This is a genomic window from Deltaproteobacteria bacterium (assembly GCA_019308905.1).
Taxonomy (GTDB): Bacteria; Desulfobacterota; BSN033; order WVXP01; family WVXP01; genus JAFDHF01.
In genome coordinates, this window is record JAFDHF010000023.1 from 22,853 (window position 1) to 40,946 (window position 18,094).

Annotated in this window: 17 protein-coding genes; 13 read left to right on the forward strand and 4 right to left on the reverse strand. The window is 57.8% G+C overall.

Features of this window, described 5'->3' with window-relative positions:
- Positions 1-22: 22 nt before the first annotated feature.
- The 12 genes from JRJ26_09255 (at position 23) to JRJ26_09310 (ending at position 11,674) form a co-directional block, all read left to right on the forward strand.
- A complete protein-coding gene (locus tag JRJ26_09255) occupies positions 23-943 on the forward strand; it encodes a hypothetical protein (protein ID MBW2057665.1) in 921 nt (306 codons plus the stop codon).
- 18 nt (positions 944-961) lie between these two features.
- Entirely contained in the window at positions 962-2,986 is a 2,025-nt protein-coding gene (gene gspD, locus JRJ26_09260) for a type II secretion system secretin GspD (protein ID MBW2057666.1), read from the forward strand.
- Positions 2,983-3,867 carry a ParA family protein gene (locus tag JRJ26_09265; protein ID MBW2057667.1) on the forward strand — a complete coding sequence of 295 codons (885 nt, stop codon included), beginning with the start codon at positions 2,983-2,985 and terminating at the stop codon, positions 3,865-3,867. The genes gspD and JRJ26_09265 overlap by 4 nt, the downstream gene beginning before the upstream one ends.
- Positions 3,868-3,940: 73 nt before the next feature.
- Positions 3,941-5,833: a type II secretion system ATPase GspE gene (gspE, locus tag JRJ26_09270; protein ID MBW2057668.1), complete on the forward strand. Its 1,893-nt coding sequence runs from the start codon at positions 3,941-3,943 to the stop codon at positions 5,831-5,833.
- Between the two features lie 10 nt (positions 5,834-5,843).
- Positions 5,844-7,073, forward strand: a complete 1,230-nt coding sequence (gspF, locus tag JRJ26_09275) for a type II secretion system inner membrane protein GspF (protein MBW2057669.1) — start codon at positions 5,844-5,846, stop codon at positions 7,071-7,073.
- A 29-nt stretch (positions 7,074-7,102) separates the two neighbouring features.
- Positions 7,103-7,543, forward strand: coding sequence for a type II secretion system major pseudopilin GspG (gene gspG, locus JRJ26_09280; GenBank protein ID MBW2057670.1), 441 nt, complete (start codon positions 7,103-7,105; stop codon positions 7,541-7,543).
- Between the two features lie 72 nt (positions 7,544-7,615).
- On the forward strand, positions 7,616-8,146 hold the full coding sequence (locus JRJ26_09285; protein ID MBW2057671.1) for a prepilin-type N-terminal cleavage/methylation domain-containing protein: 531 nt from the start codon (positions 7,616-7,618) through the stop codon (positions 8,144-8,146).
- Between the two features lie 22 nt (positions 8,147-8,168).
- Positions 8,169-8,570: a hypothetical protein gene (locus JRJ26_09290; GenBank protein ID MBW2057672.1), complete on the forward strand. Its 402-nt coding sequence runs from the start codon at positions 8,169-8,171 to the stop codon at positions 8,568-8,570.
- Entirely contained in the window at positions 8,567-9,217 is a 651-nt protein-coding gene (locus JRJ26_09295) for a prepilin-type N-terminal cleavage/methylation domain-containing protein (GenBank protein ID MBW2057673.1), read from the forward strand. The genes JRJ26_09290 and JRJ26_09295 overlap by 4 nt, the downstream gene beginning before the upstream one ends.
- Positions 9,214-10,383, forward strand: a complete 1,170-nt coding sequence (locus tag JRJ26_09300; GenBank protein ID MBW2057674.1) for a general secretion pathway protein GspK — start codon at positions 9,214-9,216, stop codon at positions 10,381-10,383. Before JRJ26_09295 ends, JRJ26_09300 begins: the two co-directional genes overlap by 4 nt.
- A complete protein-coding gene (locus JRJ26_09305; GenBank protein ID MBW2057675.1) occupies positions 10,380-10,973 on the forward strand; it encodes a CoA pyrophosphatase in 594 nt (197 codons plus the stop codon). Before JRJ26_09300 ends, JRJ26_09305 begins: the two co-directional genes overlap by 4 nt.
- Positions 10,970-11,674: a DUF4412 domain-containing protein gene (locus JRJ26_09310; GenBank protein ID MBW2057676.1), complete on the forward strand. Its 705-nt coding sequence runs from the start codon at positions 10,970-10,972 to the stop codon at positions 11,672-11,674. The genes JRJ26_09305 and JRJ26_09310 overlap by 4 nt, the downstream gene beginning before the upstream one ends.
- Positions 11,675-11,748: 74 nt before the next feature.
- Here JRJ26_09310 and JRJ26_09315 read toward each other — a convergent pair whose 3' ends face one another.
- Complete coding sequence (locus JRJ26_09315) at positions 11,749-12,795, reverse strand: phosphotransferase (protein ID MBW2057677.1); 1,047 nt, start codon at positions 12,793-12,795, stop codon at positions 11,749-11,751.
- 110 nt (positions 12,796-12,905) lie between these two features.
- Complete coding sequence (locus JRJ26_09320; GenBank protein MBW2057678.1) at positions 12,906-13,901, reverse strand: NDP-sugar synthase; 996 nt, start codon at positions 13,899-13,901, stop codon at positions 12,906-12,908.
- A 248-nt stretch (positions 13,902-14,149) separates the two neighbouring features.
- Between JRJ26_09320 and JRJ26_09325 the strand changes: the two genes are divergently transcribed.
- Positions 14,150-15,559 (forward strand): sodium:solute symporter family protein, encoded by a 1,410-nt coding sequence (locus tag JRJ26_09325; GenBank protein MBW2057679.1) that lies wholly within the window; start codon positions 14,150-14,152, stop codon positions 15,557-15,559.
- A 123-nt stretch (positions 15,560-15,682) separates the two neighbouring features.
- On the opposite strand, the gene nifS is transcribed toward JRJ26_09325, so the two are convergent.
- Together nifS and nifU are read right to left on the reverse strand one after the other, a co-directional pair.
- On the reverse strand, positions 15,683-16,906 hold the full coding sequence (nifS, locus tag JRJ26_09330; protein MBW2057680.1) for a cysteine desulfurase NifS: 1,224 nt from the start codon (positions 16,904-16,906) through the stop codon (positions 15,683-15,685).
- Positions 16,903-17,745, reverse strand: coding sequence for a Fe-S cluster assembly protein NifU (nifU, locus tag JRJ26_09335; protein ID MBW2057681.1), 843 nt, complete (start codon positions 17,743-17,745; stop codon positions 16,903-16,905). Before nifU ends, nifS begins: the two co-directional genes overlap by 4 nt.
- Positions 17,746-18,094: the final 349 nt, after the last annotated feature.

The following is an 18,094-nucleotide window of genomic DNA, read 5'->3' on the forward strand; positions in this document are numbered from 1 at the left end:
AATTCTGATAGGTTGTGCTGACATGGAATGGATCTTGAACAGACACTTCTGGATTGTCCACCTGTTTCTCATCGGCCTCTTCGCCCTCGCCCTTGCCACGGTGTTGTCCAGGATGGTGGAGAGCCGGATAAGGGTGGACCCCAACCGGGCCGAACCCCTTGTACGGCAGTCGGTGGAGGACCGGAGGACTCGGAGGAAACCCCTCTCCTACTATTCGGTAATCCTCGATAAGAATATCTTCCACGCCGTGGTGGAAAAGACCCCGCCCAAGAAGGGCTCTTCTCAGAAGGCGCAGCTCGATATCAGCCAGGTGAGGAGTCTTGCAAGGACCCCTCTCAACGTCAGACTCAGGGGAACCGCTGTCCGCGAAGGCGGCGACTCCTTTGCCATAATCGAAGACAGATCGACCCAGAAAGAGGATCTCTACCACATAGGGGATATGGTTCTCGGCCAAGCCAAGGTGATGCAGATTTACAGGGATAGGGTCGTCGTCCTCAGGGAAGGGAAAAAGGAGGTAATCGAGCTCTTTGCCAACAAGGAGGAGTCAAAGAGGCGATCCAGAAAGGCTGCATCGCCAAAGCATAAACCTCTGATCCTGGGGAAGGGGATCCGTAGGGTTGGTGCCAATCGATGGTCCGTCTCCCGTGAAGCCATAGAGTCGGCCAAGGCCAATATGAGTGAGCTCATGACTCAGATCAGAATCATTCCCAACTTCACCGAGGGAAGACCGGACGGCTTCAAGCTTCTCTCCATCAAGAGGGGGAGTCTCTTTGACAGGCTCGGGCTCCGAAACGGGGACGTTATCCGAGAGATCAACGGGGTCTTCCTCGATAGTCCCCAGAAGGCCATCGAGATCTACGGGGAGCTGGAGAGCGGCCGGACGATCTCCGTGGGTATCTCCAGGGGAGGAAGAGAACAGATTCTCAATTACGACCTAAAATAGACGGGGGTTGTGGAGAGGATGACAACTGGGAAATCACACCGAACCCTTGGGTTCCGGATCTTCCTCGGGGTGGTGGGTCTTGTTTTCCTTCTGACTCAAGCCGCAGGGCTGGCGGCCAACCGGCCCCGCGGTAAGGGACTCATTACGGTCAATTTCCAGGATACGGACCTCCGGGTGGTCATCAAGTTTATCAGCGAACTTACGGGGAAGAACTTCATCGTTGACAGCAAGGTCAAGGGGAGGGTCACGGTGATTTCTCCCACGAAGATAACCATTGAAGAGACCTACCGGATGTTCGAATCTATTCTGGAAGTGGCCGGGTACACAACGGTTCGTGCAGGCAGGGCGATCAAGATCATTCCATCGAGGGAGGCAAAAGCCGAAGGCATCGAGACGGTGACGGGCAGGGTAAGGCGCCCCCTCCGGGGTGAACAGTTCATCACGAGGATCATCCATCTCAACTACATCGACGCCGATTCGGTGACCCGGGTCATCAAGCCCATAGTCTCCAGGGAGAGCAGCCTGGTCACCTATGCCTATACCAACGACATCATCCTCACCGATAGAATCCCCAACGTGCGCAAGGTCCTCAACATACTCAGGGAGCTCGACGTGGAGGGATTCCAGGTGGAGATCACGGTTCTTCCCCTGCAATTTGCCAACGCCAAGGACCTGGCAAATGAGCTCCTCTCCATCTTCGAGCTCAAGACGGCCACGACTCGGCGGCCCATAAAGCGGACAAAGCAGCCGGTCGTCACAGGGGTGGGCGCGAAGCGGTCCGTGAAGATCATCGCGGATGAGAGAACCAACTCTCTCGTCGTGGTCGCCAGCGGTGACGACACACGGCAGGTCAAGAAGCTGGTTGCCAAGTTGGACGTGCCTCCCCCAAAGGGTAAGGGGAGAATAAACGTGGTTTATCTCAAAAACGCCGATGCCGAGGAGCTGGCAAAGACCCTGAAACAGATCACCGCGGCCGGCAAGAAGGTGGCCGTCCCCGGCAAGAAAGGGATCGAACTGGCCGGGGAGGTCATAATCACCCCGGACAAGGCCACGAATTCTCTGGTCATTACGGCATCGCCCCAGGATTTTGAACTCCTGAAAGGGGTGATAGAGAGACTCGATATCCGGAGACTGCAGGTTTTTGTGGAAGCCCTCATCATGGAGGTCAGCATGGACAGGCTTCACGAGCTGGGTGTCGAGTTCCGCCACGTTCCCAGCGAGCTGACCAAGGACGTAAGCGAAGCGAAGACCGCCGCTTTCGGCGGGACCAATTTCTTCGGCCCGCTGACAGACCCCTTTTCCCTTCAGGGGCTCGCTTTGGGAGCGGCCAATGGGACCATTACCTTCGGAGGGACGACCTTCCTCAACGTGGGCGCCATGATCAGGGCTCTGCAAAAGGATACGGATACCAATATCCTTTCGACTCCCCATCTGCTTACCACTGACAACGAGGAGGCCGAGATGGTAGTGGCCGAGAACGTCCCCTTCCTTGTGAGAACCACATCCACGGCCAGCGGCTTCCCCGTGGAGGAGATCGAGAGGAAAGACGTGGGGATCATCCTTCGCATCACCCCTCAGATCAGCGAGGGGGACTTCCTCAAGCTCAACATTTATCAGGAGATCTCCCGGGTGCAGCCGGCCGGAACCGTGGAGGGGGCTGTCGATCTTACCACCCTGAAGCGGTCTGCCAAGACGACCGTGGTGGTGAAGGACAACCAGACGGTCGTCATAGGAGGACTGATAGCCGATGACATCAGCAATACCGTGAACAAGGTCCCCTGGCTTGGGGATATCCCTCTGGTAGGGTATCTGTTCCGCTCCACCAAGACCACTACGAGCAAGAAGAATCTTCTTATTATTATCACGCCCCATATTATTCGAACCAGTACGGATCTCGAGCGGTATTACAAGGAGAAGAGGGAGAAGGTGGAAAAGAGAATGGGAGAGAGCCCGGTGGTCAAGAAGTGGGGTATGGGCCTGACAATCGAGGGATTGGAGGTGGAGCCGGAAAAGATGATAAAGGACGAGGGCGTCCGCCCGTGAACACCCCTATCCCCGGATGGGCCGAAGGGTTTGAGTCCTCTATGAACGGAGCGGCTTCAAAGGACAAGATCGATGTACTGAAACAGTGGTTGGGAGCCGTTGACAGGGCTCGGGGCAACCTCCAAAGCCGAACCATCTCCATCTGCAACCAGAAGGGAGGGGTCGGCAAGACGGTCACAGCCATAAATCTATCCGCCTTTCTTGCCGCATACGGGCACCGCACCCTACTGGTCGACCTCGATCCCCAGGGCCACAGCGGACTGGGGCTGGGGCTCGACACGGATGGTCTGGATCGTTCGGTTTACGACGTCCTCGTCGACGGGGGGTGCCCGGTGGAGGAAGCCATCGTCTCTCTAAGGCCCAATCTCGACATTCTTCCCTCCAACATCGATCTTTCCAGCGCGGAACTCGAGCTGGCGAGATTTGAAAAGAGGGAGCGCCGTCTGAAGAACCTGGTCGAGGGACTGGGGAGACGTTACGCCTACGTGGTGATCGACTGTCCTCCTTCCCTGGGCGTACTGACCCTCAACGCCCTGGTGGCGAGTCAGATCGTGATCATCCCCGTCACTCCTTCTTTCCTCTCGATCCACGGTCTCCTGAAGGTCACCGAGACCATCGACGTCTTGATCGACAGCCTCGGCCTGGAGCTCAGGGTATTCTTCCTGATCACATTCTTCGAGAAACAACTCCGTGAGGCCCATCTGCAGAGGGCAAGGCTTGAGAGGCTGTTCGGCAAGGATCTTCTCAAGACCGTGGTACGCAAGAACACTCGCCTGAACGAAGCGACACGGATGGGACGGTCCATCTACGAGTACGATCGCCACGCCCCTGGATGCCGGGACTACTTCAACCTGGCCAAGGAGATCATGGCAATTGGATAGGGAAGCCGATACGGGCAACAGGGCCGAAAGAATCCGAAGGGTTCTCGATCGTCTCCTGAAGACCGAGATAGAGATGCCCGAGGGCCGATCTCCAGGCGAGCCCTCCGAGGTGCCTCCTGCCGACATTCCTCCATCGCAAGGCTCTCCAGGGGAGCAAATTCCACCAGGTTATCAGGAGAAAGCCGGTGAATCTCCGCCTCCACTTGTGGAGGAACAGCCGGACAAGGAGCCCTATGATTTCAACAAGGTGATCCTGAAACACCAGCTCCTTGGAGAGATTCTCCTCAGGCATTCCGCCATCACTCAGGAGCAGCTCGACGAGGCTTTAGAGATCCAGAGGGAAAAGCCCTCCTCCCTGGGAGAGATCCTTTTGCGCCTGGGTTACATAAACGAAAGGGATCTCCTCAAGGCTCTCGGCAGGCAGTTCGGTATCCCCTTCTTCCCCCATCTGAAGGATGTGGACATCGATGGGGAGTTGACTTCGAAAATCCCCATTCATTTCGCCAAGAAGTACGAGATCCTGCCCATCAAGAGGAACGGCGAGTCTGTGGAGGTGGCCCTCACCGACCCTCTCAACGTTTTTCCCCTCGACGATATCCGCCTCCTCCTGGGCTGCAACGTGGTCCCCGTCCTGGCCACTTCGGCCACCATCATCGATGCTATAAACCGGATCTACGAGAGGGATTCGGACACGGCCCAGCAGATCATCGAGGACATCGATGAGGAACTCAGCCTGGATTCCCTTTCCCAGGAGCTGGAGGAGCCCACCGATCTCCTGGATGCCTCGGATGAGGCCCCTATCATCCGGCTGGTCAACTCCATGCTCTACCAGGCAGTCAACCAGAAGGCCAGCGACATCCACGTGGAACCTTTTGAAAGGGATCTCATAGTTAGATACCGGATCGACGGTATCCTTTACAACGTCTTGAACCTGCCCAAACGGATTCAGCCCACAATCATCTCCCGAATCAAGGTGATGGCCGGTCTCAACATAGCCGAGAAACGGCTTCCCCAGGACGGCAGAATCCGCATCAAGATCGCAGGCAGGGATGTGGACATTCGGGTTTCCGTGGTACCCGCTTCCCACGGAGAGCGGATCGTAATGCGGCTCCTGGACAAAACCAGCACCCTCCTCAAGCTCGAAGATATCGGTTTCTCAGGGGGCAACCTCGAGGTCTTCAGCCGACTGATCCACAGCCCCCACGGCATAATTCTCCTTACAGGACCCACGGGAAGCGGAAAGACGACCACCCTTTACGCGGCCCTCACCCGGATCAACTCGCCGGACAAGAACATCATCACCGTGGAAGATCCTATCGAGTACCAGATCAAGGGGATCGGCCAGATTCAGGTCAACCCCAAGATCAACCTGACCTTTGCAAACGGCCTCCGATCCATCGTGCGCCAGGATCCGGACGTGATCATGGTCGGGGAGATTCGCGACCTGGAGACCGCGGAGATCGCCATTCAGGCCTCCCTGACCGGGCACCTGGTCTTCAGCACGCTGCATACCAATGATTCTTCCGGAGCAATCACCCGTCTCGTGGACATGGGGATCGAGCCCTTCCTGGTCTCTTCCTCACTCCTTGCCATCATGGCCCAGAGACTCGTGCGAACCCTCTGCCGGAACTGCTGCGAACCGTACGACCCCTCTAATGAAGAACTGAGAGGATTGGGTATCAGAAAGGAGGAACTGGGGGGGAAGAGACTCTACAGGGCGGTGGGATGTTCCCGGTGTATGGACACGGGATACTCGGGAAGGACGGGCATATTCGAACTGCTGTTGGTCAGCGACGAGATCCGCTCTCTTATCATGAGGCGGAGCGACTCCGGTACAATCAAGAAGGCCGCCATGAAGCGGGGCATGCTCACCCTCCGCCAGGACGGCCTCCAGAAGGTGCTCGAGGGGATTACCACAACCGAAGAGATGGTGAGGGTGACCCAGGAGGATATCCTGTCAGATTAGGAGGCGGGCATTGCCTGTTTTCGAGTACCATGGAATCGACACGAGGGGTAAGAACGTCCGGGGCATAATCGACGCGGACACACCGAGACTTGCCCGGGCCAAGCTGAAAAAATCCGGCGTCTTCCCCACCGAGATCCAGGAAACCATGGCCGAGAGACGGGGCGGCCGCCGGGATCTCTCGGTGGCCCATCTGTTGAGAAAAGTCCGCATCCAAGACGTGGCCGTCATGACCCGGCAGCTGGCCACCCTGACCGGTGCGGGCCTCGCCTTGGTCCCATCCCTCAACTCCCTGGTCCACCAGATCGAAAACCCGAATCTGAAAAAGGTAGTCAGTCAGGTTCGGGAGCGGGTAAAGGAGGGCAGTTCCCTGAGCGATGCACTCCGGGAGTTTCCACGGGTCTTCTCAAACCTCTATGTAAACATGGTGGCGGCCGGAGAGTCGAGCGGAGCCTTGGATATCGTGCTTTTCAGGTTGGCCGATTTCACGGAAAACCAGGTCAAGTTGAGAAATCGGGTGTTATCTGCCCTGATCTATCCCATTCTCATGGTCTTCCTAGCCTCGGGCGCGGTCACCTTTTTGATGGTGAAGGTGGTTCCCAAGATCCTTGAGCTCTTCGAGGACTGGGGGCAGGCCCTCCCGCTGCCCACCGTCATGCTCCTCGATATCACGAACTTCCTCAAGAGCTACGGCTGGGCGGTGGCGCTCGGCCTGGCCGGGGCTCTGCTCGCCGGGGGATTCTATTTCAGGACCGAAGGCGGACGCCTGCTCTTCGACCGCCTCGTTCTCCGGGTCCCGATCTTTGGCCGCCTCACCCGGATCATCGCAACCACCCGTTTCAGCCGAACCCTGGGGACTCTTCTCGCAAGCGGGATCCCCCTGGTCAATGCAATGAAGATCGTCAAGAACATAGTCAAGAACAGGGTCATCGCCGAGGCGATTGAGAACAGTCAGGAGAGCATCGTGGAAGGCCAGAGCATAGCAGGGCCCCTTGCGCGGAGCGGAGTCTTCCCTCCCATGGTGACGGATATGATAGCCATCGGCGAGGACTCGGGACAGTTGGAGCACATGCTGCTGAAGGTCTCCGAGGCTTATGACAATCAGGTGGAGACCACCGTATCGGGTCTTACCTCGATCTTGGAGCCTTTGCTCATCGTGGTAATGGGAGGGATCGTCCTGTTCATCGTACTGGCTGTACTCTTGCCGATTTTCGAAATGAACCAGATAGTGGTCGGCCAGTGAGGCAGACCACCGGAGGCGAGGTGAAGGGAATGAGAATCAAAGGGCTTTGGATTCAGCGTGGCTTCACTCTGATCGAAATCATGGTGGTGGTGGTGATCCTGGGCATTCTGGCGGCCATCATCATCCCAAAGATATCGGGCCGGCCCGAACAGGCCAGAAGGACAAAGGCGATCATGGATATCAAGAGCATCGAGACCGCCCTCGCCCTTTTCCAGATGGACAATGGATTCTATCCCTCAACGGAACAGGGACTCGAGGCCCTGGTGGAGAAGCCCACAACCGGAAGGATCCCGAACAATTACAAGGAGGGTGGATACCTGAAAAGGGTTCCCCTCGATCCTTGGAAAAACCCCTATGTGTACATCTGTCCCGGCGTCCACGGTGAATACGACCTGAGCTCGTACGGGAACGACGGAGAGGAAGGGGGAGAGGGCAAGTACGCGGACATCAACAACTGGGAACTCGACTGATCTGGGCGGCACACCAGTGCCTTGAGGGCCGTCGTTCAGGGGTCGAGGGGATTGACGGGGTGACACGGAGTCATGGACAGGGGGGAAAGAAAGAAGAAGAGCCTTTCCCGCAGGGGCTTTACCCTGGTCGAACTCACCATGGTCATCCTGATCATGGGAATACTCCTCGCCTTCTCGGTTCCCCAGCTGGGACACCTCACGGAGTACAATCTCAATGTGGGCTGCCGTCGGCTGTCAGGAACGGTCAGGTACCTGTTCAACCGGGCAACGGTGACAGGGAGGATCTACCGCCTCAACTACGACCTCAAGGCCGACCAGTACTGGGTCACCTACCGGGACGAAAACCTGGAGTTTGTCATTGACAAGTCGGTCCTCGCACGGAGGGTGAAGCTTCCGAGGGGTGTTTCATTCGAGGACATCCTCATCGTGGGCAGGGGGACCTACAGGGAGGGAGAGGTTCGTACCCACTTCTTCCCCAAGGGCTGGGTGGAGGAGACCCTCGTGCATCTGCAAGACTCGCGAGGTCACAAGGCTTCGATCCGTATCTTTCCTCTTTCGGCGAGGGTGAAAATCTATGACAGGTATGTGGAGCCGAGCACCTAACAGAGAGTGGAACCACCGAGGGTTGACCCTTCTGGAAGTCCTCGTCTCCCTGGTAATCGTCTCCATCGCCCTCGTGGCCCTCGTGGAGTTGGAGAATCGCGACATCCGCGCCATCAACATTTCCCAGAGGACGACCACTGCTGCCATGCTTGCCCGGAATATGATGGCCCAGATCGAGATTGCCGGGTTCCCGGAGGATCTGGGCGAAGAGGAAGGTGAATTCCGCGAAGGAGAGAAGGACGAGGAACTGAAGGCGAGTTACACGGGTTTTCGCTGGAAAAGGTCCATCGAGGCGGTCCGGCTCGCCGGAATCGCCTTTAACAACGCCAGAAAGGTGAAAGTCACCATTCTCTGGGAGGAGGGGGGAAGGGAGAGACGTCTCGATGTTGTCACCTATCTTGCCCGGCGGGGAAAAGGACCATGAAAGGAGAAGAGGGTTTCACTCTCGTTGAAATGGTGGTAGCCATGGTCATCCTGGCTGTCCTTCTCGTCACCGCCTACGGGGTCTTTTCTTCGAGTTATTCGGCGCTCCACCGGGTCAACCCTGCCAGGGACATCTATCACACCGCCCGGGTGGTTCTCGACCGCATGACCGAAGAGATACAGTCGGCCTACTATGGGACCGGCCTCGGCTATACGGGGCTCGTGGGCAAGGACTACGAGGAGGACGGAGCACCCATGGATTCCCTGACCTTTTCGACCATGGCCAACTTCGACTGGATCAAGGGGGTCGAGGGAGTTAGGGAGTCTGATTTTCTGAAGATCTCCTATAGACTCGTCAAAGGGGAAGAGGAGGAGGGGAAGGTTCTGATCCGGCGTCAGGATCCGGCCTTCGGCCCCTTGGAAGATGACCCCGAAGAATTCGGCTCAGGGGCAAGAGGGACCTTCCACCTGGCAGACGGGGTCTGGGGAATGGACCTCAGATACTTTGATGGAAAGGACTGGGTGGAAGAGTGGAACAGCACCGAAGAGGAGAGACTCCCCCGGGCCGTGGAGATAAGGCTCATCCTCGAAACCGATGATGGAACCCCTCATCCCTTCTACGCGATAGTCCCCATCGAGGCATCATGACCATGGGCCTACAGGAATGCAGGCAGGTTGCAGCAGATGGACGGATCCTGCGGCCGCTGGAGCACTTGGCCTTGGATCCACAACCGGGTGGGGGATGCGGTCGAGCCAGGGCGACGAAACCTGCGGCCGGAATTCCGGGCGACCTGCATTTGTCACAACGGGGAGTCGCTCTGGTGATCACCCTGGTCATCGTCACGATCCTGGTAACCCTCCTGGTGGAACTCACCTACTCCACCCAGGTGAATCTCCGGATTGCCTCCACTTACAGGGACGGCATGAAGGCTTACTATATCGCCAAATCCGGGGTGGAGCTTGCCATGGCCGTGCTCCAAAGGGACTATGAAGAGGATCGCCGGGACGTGAGCGAGGGAAAGGAGGCGGTGCAGCAGGACAACCTCGGCGAGCTATGGGCCAACCTCGGCGAAGCCGTGGCTGCAGCCGAAGTGATGGAACCTGACCTTTTCGGTGGCGGCCGGCTCTTGCTCAAGGTCGTCGACGAGGACAGAAAAATCAATGCAAACCTGGCCGACCAGGATCCCACCTCCTCCATCCTGGACCGGCTCTTTGCCCAAGGGGGAATAGGCACGGATTTCAAGAGCGCGATTGCAGACTGGATCGACGAGGATGAAGAGGTAACCGATCCCGGAGGAGGGGAAACGCGGTACTACGAAGGTCTCGAACCATCTTACCCCTGTAAGAACGGGGAGATGGACACCATATCAGAGCTGCGGATGATCAGAGGAGGCGTCGAAGCCCTGGACAAGACCTTTGATGCTTTTCAAGGTGAAACAGAGGCAGGGGGGTCGAGAAAATGGACAGTAGAAGAGTTGCTCTCTGCAGTTCCCGGCCGGGGAGCCAAGATCAATATCAACACGGCTCCCGGCCCGGTCATCATGGCCCTTCACGAAGACATCGACAGCCTCCAGGTGGAAGAGACCCTGCAGGACAGGGCCCGAGACCCCTTCCCCAGGGTCGAGGCGTTTCGCGACTATTTCAGCAACAATTTCGGTATCTCCAACCTGCCACCTAACCTGGCGGTAGAAAGTCACTATTTCACGATCGAATCGATCGGAATCGTGGGAGAGGTGGAGAAGAAACTCAGAGTCACGGTCTACAGAGACCCGAACAAGGGGACTCTCGAGACTCTCATATGGCGAGTCGAATGAGGGCAAATCCTGAAAGCCTGGAAGAAAAAATCAGAGCCGTCCTCGCGGCCAGGGAGAGAAAACGGATCTCCAAGAACCGGCTCATCCCTGCAGCTGTCCTGCTTCCCCTTTTCAAGAAGGCCGGGGAGCCATATGTCCTCCTGACCAAACGAACCGAAAAGGTGAAAGCCCACAAGGGAGAGATCTCCTTCCCCGGCGGGGTCTACGACCGGGCAGACCGATCCCTGGAGGAGACCGCTCTCAGGGAGAGCTTCGAAGAGATCGGGCTCAAAAGGAGCGATGTGGAGATTCTCGGTTGCCTCGACGACGTGGAGACAATGACACGGTATCTCATCCGCCCCTACGTGGGGATCTTTCCCTACCCGTACACCTTCGTGGTAAACGGGGAAGAAATCGAGGAGATGATCGAGGTCCCCCTCCGATCGATTCTCCGGAAAGGGGCTTTCGAGACCAGATCCCTCCGATCCGGGACGGGTCGGCAGACGATTTATTCGTACCGCTTCGGCAGGCATCTGATCTGGGGAGCAACGGCGAGGATCCTCAAACAGTTGGTGGATCTGATCCGTGACTCTTCAGGGGGAAGAGAATGAATACCACAAGAGACAGGCTCATCGCCTTGGGGCTGGTTGCCCTCGTCCTTTCTATCTTGCCGGCCTTTCCGGCGGGAGGCGGAACCTTCATCGATCAGGATACCATCGATATCTGGGGGAGGAAGCAGGGGCTTGTTCTATACTATTCCAAGGGAAGACTCCGGATCGATCAGAAAGACGGAAGGCTCAGTACCATCATGAATTTTGCCGAGAATCGGATCGTGGTTCTCGATCATCTCTCGAAATCCTATGTGGAGTATCCGTTATCGAGATGGAAAAGACGGGTTTCTCAGAGAATGAAAGGGACTGGATCCTACCAGAGGCGAGAAGTCCGAGTCGAACCCACAGGGCAGGAGAAGGTCATCAACGGGTTCAGAACCCGCAGGATCAGAGTCATGATCGGGGGCGTCCTCTTCCAGGAGAGCTGGGTGACGCGGGATGTAGAACTGGGGGATATGTTGAGAGCCATCAGAAAGGGGGCAGGCACACCGAGCGGCCTCTCAAAAGCCCAGATGGAAGAGAAGGAGGAGATCTACGAGAAGGTCAGTCAATGGGGCTTCCCTATCCTTACCGTTGAGTACCGCATTCTATCGGGAAAGACCCTAACAGAGACGACGGAGGTCAATGCCATAGCGACACGGAAACTGGGCAACCGTCTCTTCACTCCTCCCAAGGGTTACACCAGGAGGAGCTCACGGTAACAGAAGCTCTGTCTCAGCCGGCCGTGGCTGCTTTGTACAAGGGGAAATCTTCACGGAGGTCCCGGCTCGGCCGGTCACCTTTCACCGCGGCGCCCGGCTCCCCCGCGGGGAAGGTATCTGGCCAGGATCTCACGGTAAGACGACAGCTCCTCGTGTCGCTGCAGATTACTCTCCACGTATGCCAGGGTCGGAGGAATGTATTTGAGATAGGCTGGATTCTTCCTTTCAACGGCCTGATAGGCGAAGGTGCCGATGGCCTTGAGATTCCGCTGAAGGGAGGCGATGTCGAAGATAAACCGGGCCCGGGACCTATCGATCTTCTTCCCCCTCCTCCTCTCCGTCTCGGAGAGATAGTAATCCAGAAGAGACTCGACAAGAGGATCTTCAAGAACCACGTAAGAGTCCCTGAGGAGAGAGGCCACATCATAGAGAGGCGGCCCCATCCGGGCGTCCTGGAAATCGAGCATCTTCAGGCGATCCCCATGGTAGATGAGATTCCTCGAGTGGTAGTCACGGTGGGTGAATACCTTCCTCTCTCCATCGAGAAGTGTGGCGAGGAGGAGAAAGAGCCGGCCCATGGCCTTCAGGTCCTCCGGGTGGATGGATCTTCCCAGGAGGGCCTCGATGTAGTTGGCCCTGAAGAAATCTAGCTCCCAGAGGAACCTCTCGACGGTAAAGGCCGTCTTGAAGGCAGGACAGTCCTGCCCGGCCGGCAGATCCCACTGCATCTTCACAACGCCGTCGAGGGCTTCCTGGTAGAGATGTCCGATCTCCCCGGCCTTCTTCCCTTCGATCTTTCTCTGGAGAATCTCATCTCCCAGATCCTCGAGCAGGACAAGCCCCTGTCCTGGCTCAAGCCCGTAGAGCCTCGGAACACCCAGGCCGGACCTCTCCAGTGTACGCAAGACATTGACAAAGGGCAGCTCCTCCCCGGCAAAAGGGGCTGCAAGCTCCATCAAGACCACGGTTGCGGGAAGCTCCGGACTGTTTCGATCCAGGTGCAGCCTGTAGTAGTTGCGGTCCGAAGCATCGCCTCCGAGTTTTTCGATGGCGATGTCGACCACACCCCCAGGCAACGAAGACCGGACAAACCCCAGGAGATCCCTCGCAATGACCCTCATGGAAACCTCACAATCCCTCGCCCCGGTGATATGGGTTCTCTCTCCCGGCCGATCCGGATATGTGGAGAACATCACCCCTTGACCTGCCCGGTATTCCTCCGGCGGCTTTCTCAGTCGATTCTCACCCGCTCCCTGCCCGAGACCGCCATGCCCTCAACGGATGTCCCTGCCTCGATAGTGGTCCTGTGGCCCACAATCGACCCTCTCACCCGCGCACCAGGGCCGATCCGAACCCCGTTCCAGAGAACAGAGTCCTCAACAACCGCCCCTTCCCCGATCTGGCAGTCCTCTCCCACGACCGCCCGCGGCCCCACCCGCGCTCCCTCTCCCACGCGACAGTCCCTGCCCGCCAAAACAGGGGCGACCTCCTCCACATGATCCGAAAGAGGGCTTGTGCTGCGCGGTTCCGGCCCTTCCCGGTTCAAGACCTCCATGTGGGCGGTGAGGTAAGTCCTGCGGCTCCCCACCTCGGCCCAGAAAGCCCCTGTCACAAATCCCCATATGCCCAGGCCCTCCCCGATGAGGCGGGGGTAGACATCCCGGTTGATCTCGCACAGGCAACCACGGGGGATCCAGTCGAGGATCTCGGGTTGAAACAGGTGAATCCCGGTAAATACGTACCCCTTGCCTTCTCCCGGGGCACCCCCGCCCCTGATAGCGATGATTCGCCCCTCTTCGCCGATCCTCACGGTCCCATAAGGGTCTTCCGGTAATCTCTCGCGGAGAACCATGGTGGCCATCGCCCCCCTCTCCCTGTGAAAGGATAGGGGGGCAGCCAGATCGCCTTCGAAGAGACTGTCGCTGTTGATCATGACGAATGTTTCGTCCCCAAAGTGCTCTTCCGCCTTCTTGAGCCCACCTGCGGTTCCCAGGAGATCCGGCTCATAGGAGAGATGGATCTTCAAAGGCCACGACCCCTCTTCTATGGCTGAAATGACCGAGCGGGGCCGGTAGTGGAGGTTGACGACCACTTCGTCTATCCCGTTCCGCTCGAGCCACTCCAGGCAGTGATGGATCAGGGGCCGGTTGAAAAAGGGGACAGCAGGCTTGGCTATCTCCCTGGTCAAGGGAAGAAGCCGTGTTCCGAGCCCGGCAGCAAGAACCATGGCCTTCACCTTCTCACCCCAAAGCGGAAAAACTCCTGCATCTCTCTTTCAATACCACAAAGCTCCCTCGATATCCAACGCCCTTTTGACCAGCACGATCCTGCCCCCGGTGAGGTTTCCAGGGGTTTAGAGGAGGGAGGAGAAGGGAGACTGCCCGAAATTGTAAACCTATTGTCCAAATGCTGTTGACATTTCTTGCTTGCCGTGATAGATCCGGATACGGTTGACCGCCACTCGAGGAGAGGGATTTGATACTCCCGTTTCTCACCGTCTATTTCATCGGGATGATCTGGATCGGGCTCAGGAGCGCCGGAAAGATCAGAGGACTGGAAACCTTCCTGGTGGCCGATCGGAAGGGGAGTTCCCTTCTCGTCACCGGATCACTTGTGGCCACAGTAATCGGAGGGTCGAGCACAATCGGCATGGCGGGCAAGGGATTCTCCTGGGGGCTCGTGGGGTCCTGGTGGATGCTTGTCGGCGTTCCGGGACTTCTCCTCCTCTCGTTTTTCCTCGCAGGGAGGATACGTCACTCCCGTCTCTTCACCCTGCCGGAACTCCTGGAAAGACACTACGGGGCCTCTGTCAAACTCGTGGCCTCTGTTGTTATCCTCTGGGCCTGGGTGGGGATCATAGGCGGCCAGATCGTCGCTTCCGGACGGGTCCTCCATGCCATCATATCCGGCGATCTCACGGTCATGATGGCTGTTTCGGCTGCAATCTTCATGACCTACACCATTCTCGGGGGCCAGGTCTCGATTCTCCGAACGGATGTCGTACAGGCGGCCGTCATGGTGGCAGGCATATCCCTCTGCACGTTCCTCTCCTTACAGGAGATAGGAGGGTTCGGAGCCATGAAAAACCACCTCTCCGAGGACTTCCTCTCCTTCCCGGTCAACGGATCCTTTTCGTGGGGAGACCTGGTCGAATGGCTGGTCCTCGTGGGCTCGGCTTATCTGGTGGGACCCGATATCTACTCCCGCCTCTTCTCTGCCAGAGACGGAAAGACTGCCCGCCGGAGCGTCCTATTCACGGCCCTGATCCTGGTACCCATGGCCTTCTCCATCGTCCTCATCGGTATGTCCGCCAGGGTTCTGGATCCCTCTCTCTCGGGTGAACAGGCCTTTCCCTACATCATCAGGGAGGTGCTACCCCCGGGGATCAACGCCTTTGTCATGGCAGCCCTCCTGTGCGCCCTCATGTCCTCGGCCGACACGGTGCTGCTCACCTCGGCCACTATTCTCTCGGTGGACATAGCCGGCGAACTCGTCACCGGGATCCGGGGCAAGCCCCTGGGAGAACGGAGTCTCCTCCTCATCTCAAGGCTCGCCGTTATCCTCCTCGGCCTGCTGGCCCTGGGATTTGCCCTGAGACTCAAGGGGGTGATCGCCCTGCTTCTGTTCGGTTATTCCATCTACACGGCAGGCCTTGTGGTTCCCGCCTTACTGGGCTTCTATGCCCGGAGGCTCCGCCTCACACCTGCAGGGGCTGTCGCCGCCGTTATCGGGGGGGGTGGGTGGGTGGCTATTGGAAAGACAGGGTTCCTAGCCGGCCCAGGCTTGGATCGGCTACTCCCCCTGAGACCCGGCCTCCAGGGGGTAGTAATCTCCCTGGTTCTCCTCCTTGCAGGGAGCTACCTCCTCCCCGCGCAAAAACGCTGAGCAGAGACACGTCCGGCCCGTCCCAACCCGCCGGGGCCCTCCTGCGAGGGAGGGATCCCTTCTGGAGAGAACACACCTCCCCAGGCCGGTCTTGGCTGGCCCGGACCAGGTCTCCCAAACCCTCTACCTGTGTCTGGTATGTTCCGGATGGATACCCGCCATCAGAGAGGAGATCGGCTTTCCCTCCTTGTAATCCTTCCAGAAGGGGGAGATATCTCTCAGCCTCTCCACAATAGCCGGGAGTTTCTCGATCACCCAGTCGATGTCCTCATCGGTATTGTAGATACTGAGGCTGAACCGGATCGACCCATGGGCAGCCGTAAAAGGCACTCCCATGGCCCGCAACACATGGGAGGGCTCCAGGGAACCGGAGGTACAGGCCGAACCCGAAGAGGCACAGATCCCCTGGTCGCTCATCAGCAGGAGAATCGACTCCCCTTCCACATACTCGAAGCTGAGGCTGCACGTATTGGGAAGCCTGTTGTCCCGATCACCGTTCACCAGGGTGTTGGGAATCCTATCGAGCAGTTCCTTCTCCAATCTATCACGGAGGGCCCTGACCCGGCCGTTCTCCTCATCCATGTGCTCGATGGCGAGTTCCGCGGCCTTTCCCAGGCCGATTATGGAGGGGACGTTCTCTGTTCCTCCCCGTCTGCCTCCCTCCTGATGGCCTCCGATAAAGAAAGGGGAGAACTTGGTCCCCTTCCGGATATAGAGAACCCCTATGCCTTTGGGGGCATGGAGTTTGTGGCCGGACAGGGACATGAGATCGATGTGGCTCTTGGCCATGTCGAGGGGAATCTTACCGACCGCCTGAACAGCATCGGTGTGAAAGGGGATCCCTCTCGCCTTGACGATCTCCCCGATCTCTTCGATGGGGAAAATCACCCCTGTTTCGTTGTTTGCATAGAGGATAGTGACCAGAGCGGTCTGCTCGTCGATGGCGTCACGGAGTTCATCGAGATCGAGCCGGCCCATCCGGTCCACTCCGAGCTCTGTCACGCGGTATCCCCTGGCTCTCAGATACTGGCCCACGTTGAGAACGGCCGGGTGCTCCACCCTGGTGGTTATCACGTGGTTCTTCTCGGGGTAGGACTCCAGAGTTCCCCGAATCGCCGCATTGTCGCTCTCCGTACCGCAGCTGGTAAAGACAATCTCAGAGGGATCTGCATTCAGGAGCGCTGCAACCCGTTCCCTCGCCTCGGCGATCTTCCTGGCCACCTGTCCCCCGAAGAAATGCATGCTTGAAGGATTGCCATAGAGTTCACTGAAATAGGGAAGCATGGCCTCCACAACCTCAGGGGCTACCCTGGTGGTCGCATTGTTGTCCAGATAGACCGTTCTCATGGTTTGACCTCCTTGACCACAATATCAGGACCCACAAACTCGCGGAGCTTGCTCTCCACGTATTTCTTCAAGGTGAACTCGGAACTCGGGCAGAACGAACAGGTCCCCCGCAGGGCCACATAGACCGTGTTTCCATCGATATCTACCAGTTCCAGATCACCCCCATCGGCCCTCATAGGTGGGATGATCTCCCGCTGCAGCGTTTCCTCCACGAGTCTTATTTTCTGGAGGTTGGTCAGTTTCCTGCCTGGCGGAGGAACCGGTGCAGCAGGCTTCTTCTCCCTCCCCCACACCTTCTCCAGGATGGCCTCGATCTTGGGATGGCAAGCCTGGCACCCGCCGCCGGCTTTTGTGTAGTGAGTCACCTGTTCCCTTGTGGTGAGGTTGTTCTCCCGGATTGCCCGCTCAATCTCCTTGTCTGTGATGCCGAAGCACTTACAGACGATCTCGAACTCCTGTTTCTTCTGCTCCTCCCCGCGGTAGTTTGCAATGGCAGCCTCGAGTGCCTCCCGGCCCATCACCGAGCAGTGCATCTTCTCCTCTGGAAGCCCGCCCAGGTAACCCGCGATATCCTGGTTGGTCACCTTCTCCGCTTCCTCCAGAGTCATGCCCTTGACTATCTCTGTCAGGGCAGAAGACGAGGCAATGGCACTCGCACACCCGAAGGTCTTGAATTTCGCCTCTTTGATCCTCTTGTTCTCATCAAGCTTGAAGGTCAAGCGCAGAGCGTCCCCGCAGGCCAATGAACCGACCTCTCCCACTCCGTCCGCGTTCTCCACCTCCCCCACGTTCCTTGGGTTGAGAAAATGATCCTTCACCTTGTCGGTATATTCCCACATGTGATCCTCCCTATCTATGCCATGTTCATACATATTATAGAATCAAACCGTTCAGCCCGTCAAACCGGTTGCCCTGTCGTGGTCATAATTCCAGAGCCAGGGGCGCTTGGAAAGGAGACCTCTCCGGTCCCACGTCCAGACCCGATAGGCCGGCTCCGATCTTGATGCAGCCCGGCCCCTCGAGTCATCTGCGGACCGGGCTTTCTTGGGTGATTTCTGACCTTCAGCCGGGAAAAAGCGATCGAAAACCGATCAGACCCACCAGAGGTGGAGGATTACCCATGTGCCTATCATATCCAACGGGCGATCCCCCCAAAAGGCGTAGGGCCTCGAGGAGTTCCCGGTGCCT

Coding starts and splice junctions, on each gene's coding strand:
- JRJ26_09255 (MBW2057665.1), top strand. CDS start 23: ATGGAATGGATCTTGAACAGACACTTCTGGATTGTCCACCTGTTTCTC.
- gspD (MBW2057666.1), top strand. CDS start 962: ATGACAACTGGGAAATCACACCGAACCCTTGGGTTCCGGATCTTCCTC.
- gspE (MBW2057668.1), top strand. CDS start 3,941: ATGCCCGAGGGCCGATCTCCAGGCGAGCCCTCCGAGGTGCCTCCTGCC.
- gspG (MBW2057670.1), top strand. CDS start 7,103: ATGAGAATCAAAGGGCTTTGGATTCAGCGTGGCTTCACTCTGATCGAA.
- JRJ26_09285 (MBW2057671.1), top strand. CDS start 7,616: ATGGACAGGGGGGAAAGAAAGAAGAAGAGCCTTTCCCGCAGGGGCTTT.
- JRJ26_09295 (MBW2057673.1), top strand. CDS start 8,567: ATGAAAGGAGAAGAGGGTTTCACTCTCGTTGAAATGGTGGTAGCCATG.
- JRJ26_09300 (MBW2057674.1), top strand. CDS start 9,214: ATGACCATGGGCCTACAGGAATGCAGGCAGGTTGCAGCAGATGGACGG.
- JRJ26_09305 (MBW2057675.1), top strand. CDS start 10,380: ATGAGGGCAAATCCTGAAAGCCTGGAAGAAAAAATCAGAGCCGTCCTC.
- JRJ26_09310 (MBW2057676.1), top strand. CDS start 10,970: ATGAATACCACAAGAGACAGGCTCATCGCCTTGGGGCTGGTTGCCCTC.
- JRJ26_09315 (MBW2057677.1), bottom strand. CDS start 12,795: ATGAGGGTCATTGCGAGGGATCTCCTGGGGTTTGTCCGGTCTTCGTTG.
- JRJ26_09320 (MBW2057678.1), bottom strand. CDS start 13,901: ATGGTTCTTGCTGCCGGGCTCGGAACACGGCTTCTTCCCTTGACCAGG.
- nifS (MBW2057680.1), bottom strand. CDS start 16,906: ATGAGAACGGTCTATCTGGACAACAATGCGACCACCAGGGTAGCCCCT.
- nifU (MBW2057681.1), bottom strand. CDS start 17,745: ATGTGGGAATATACCGACAAGGTGAAGGATCATTTTCTCAACCCAAGG.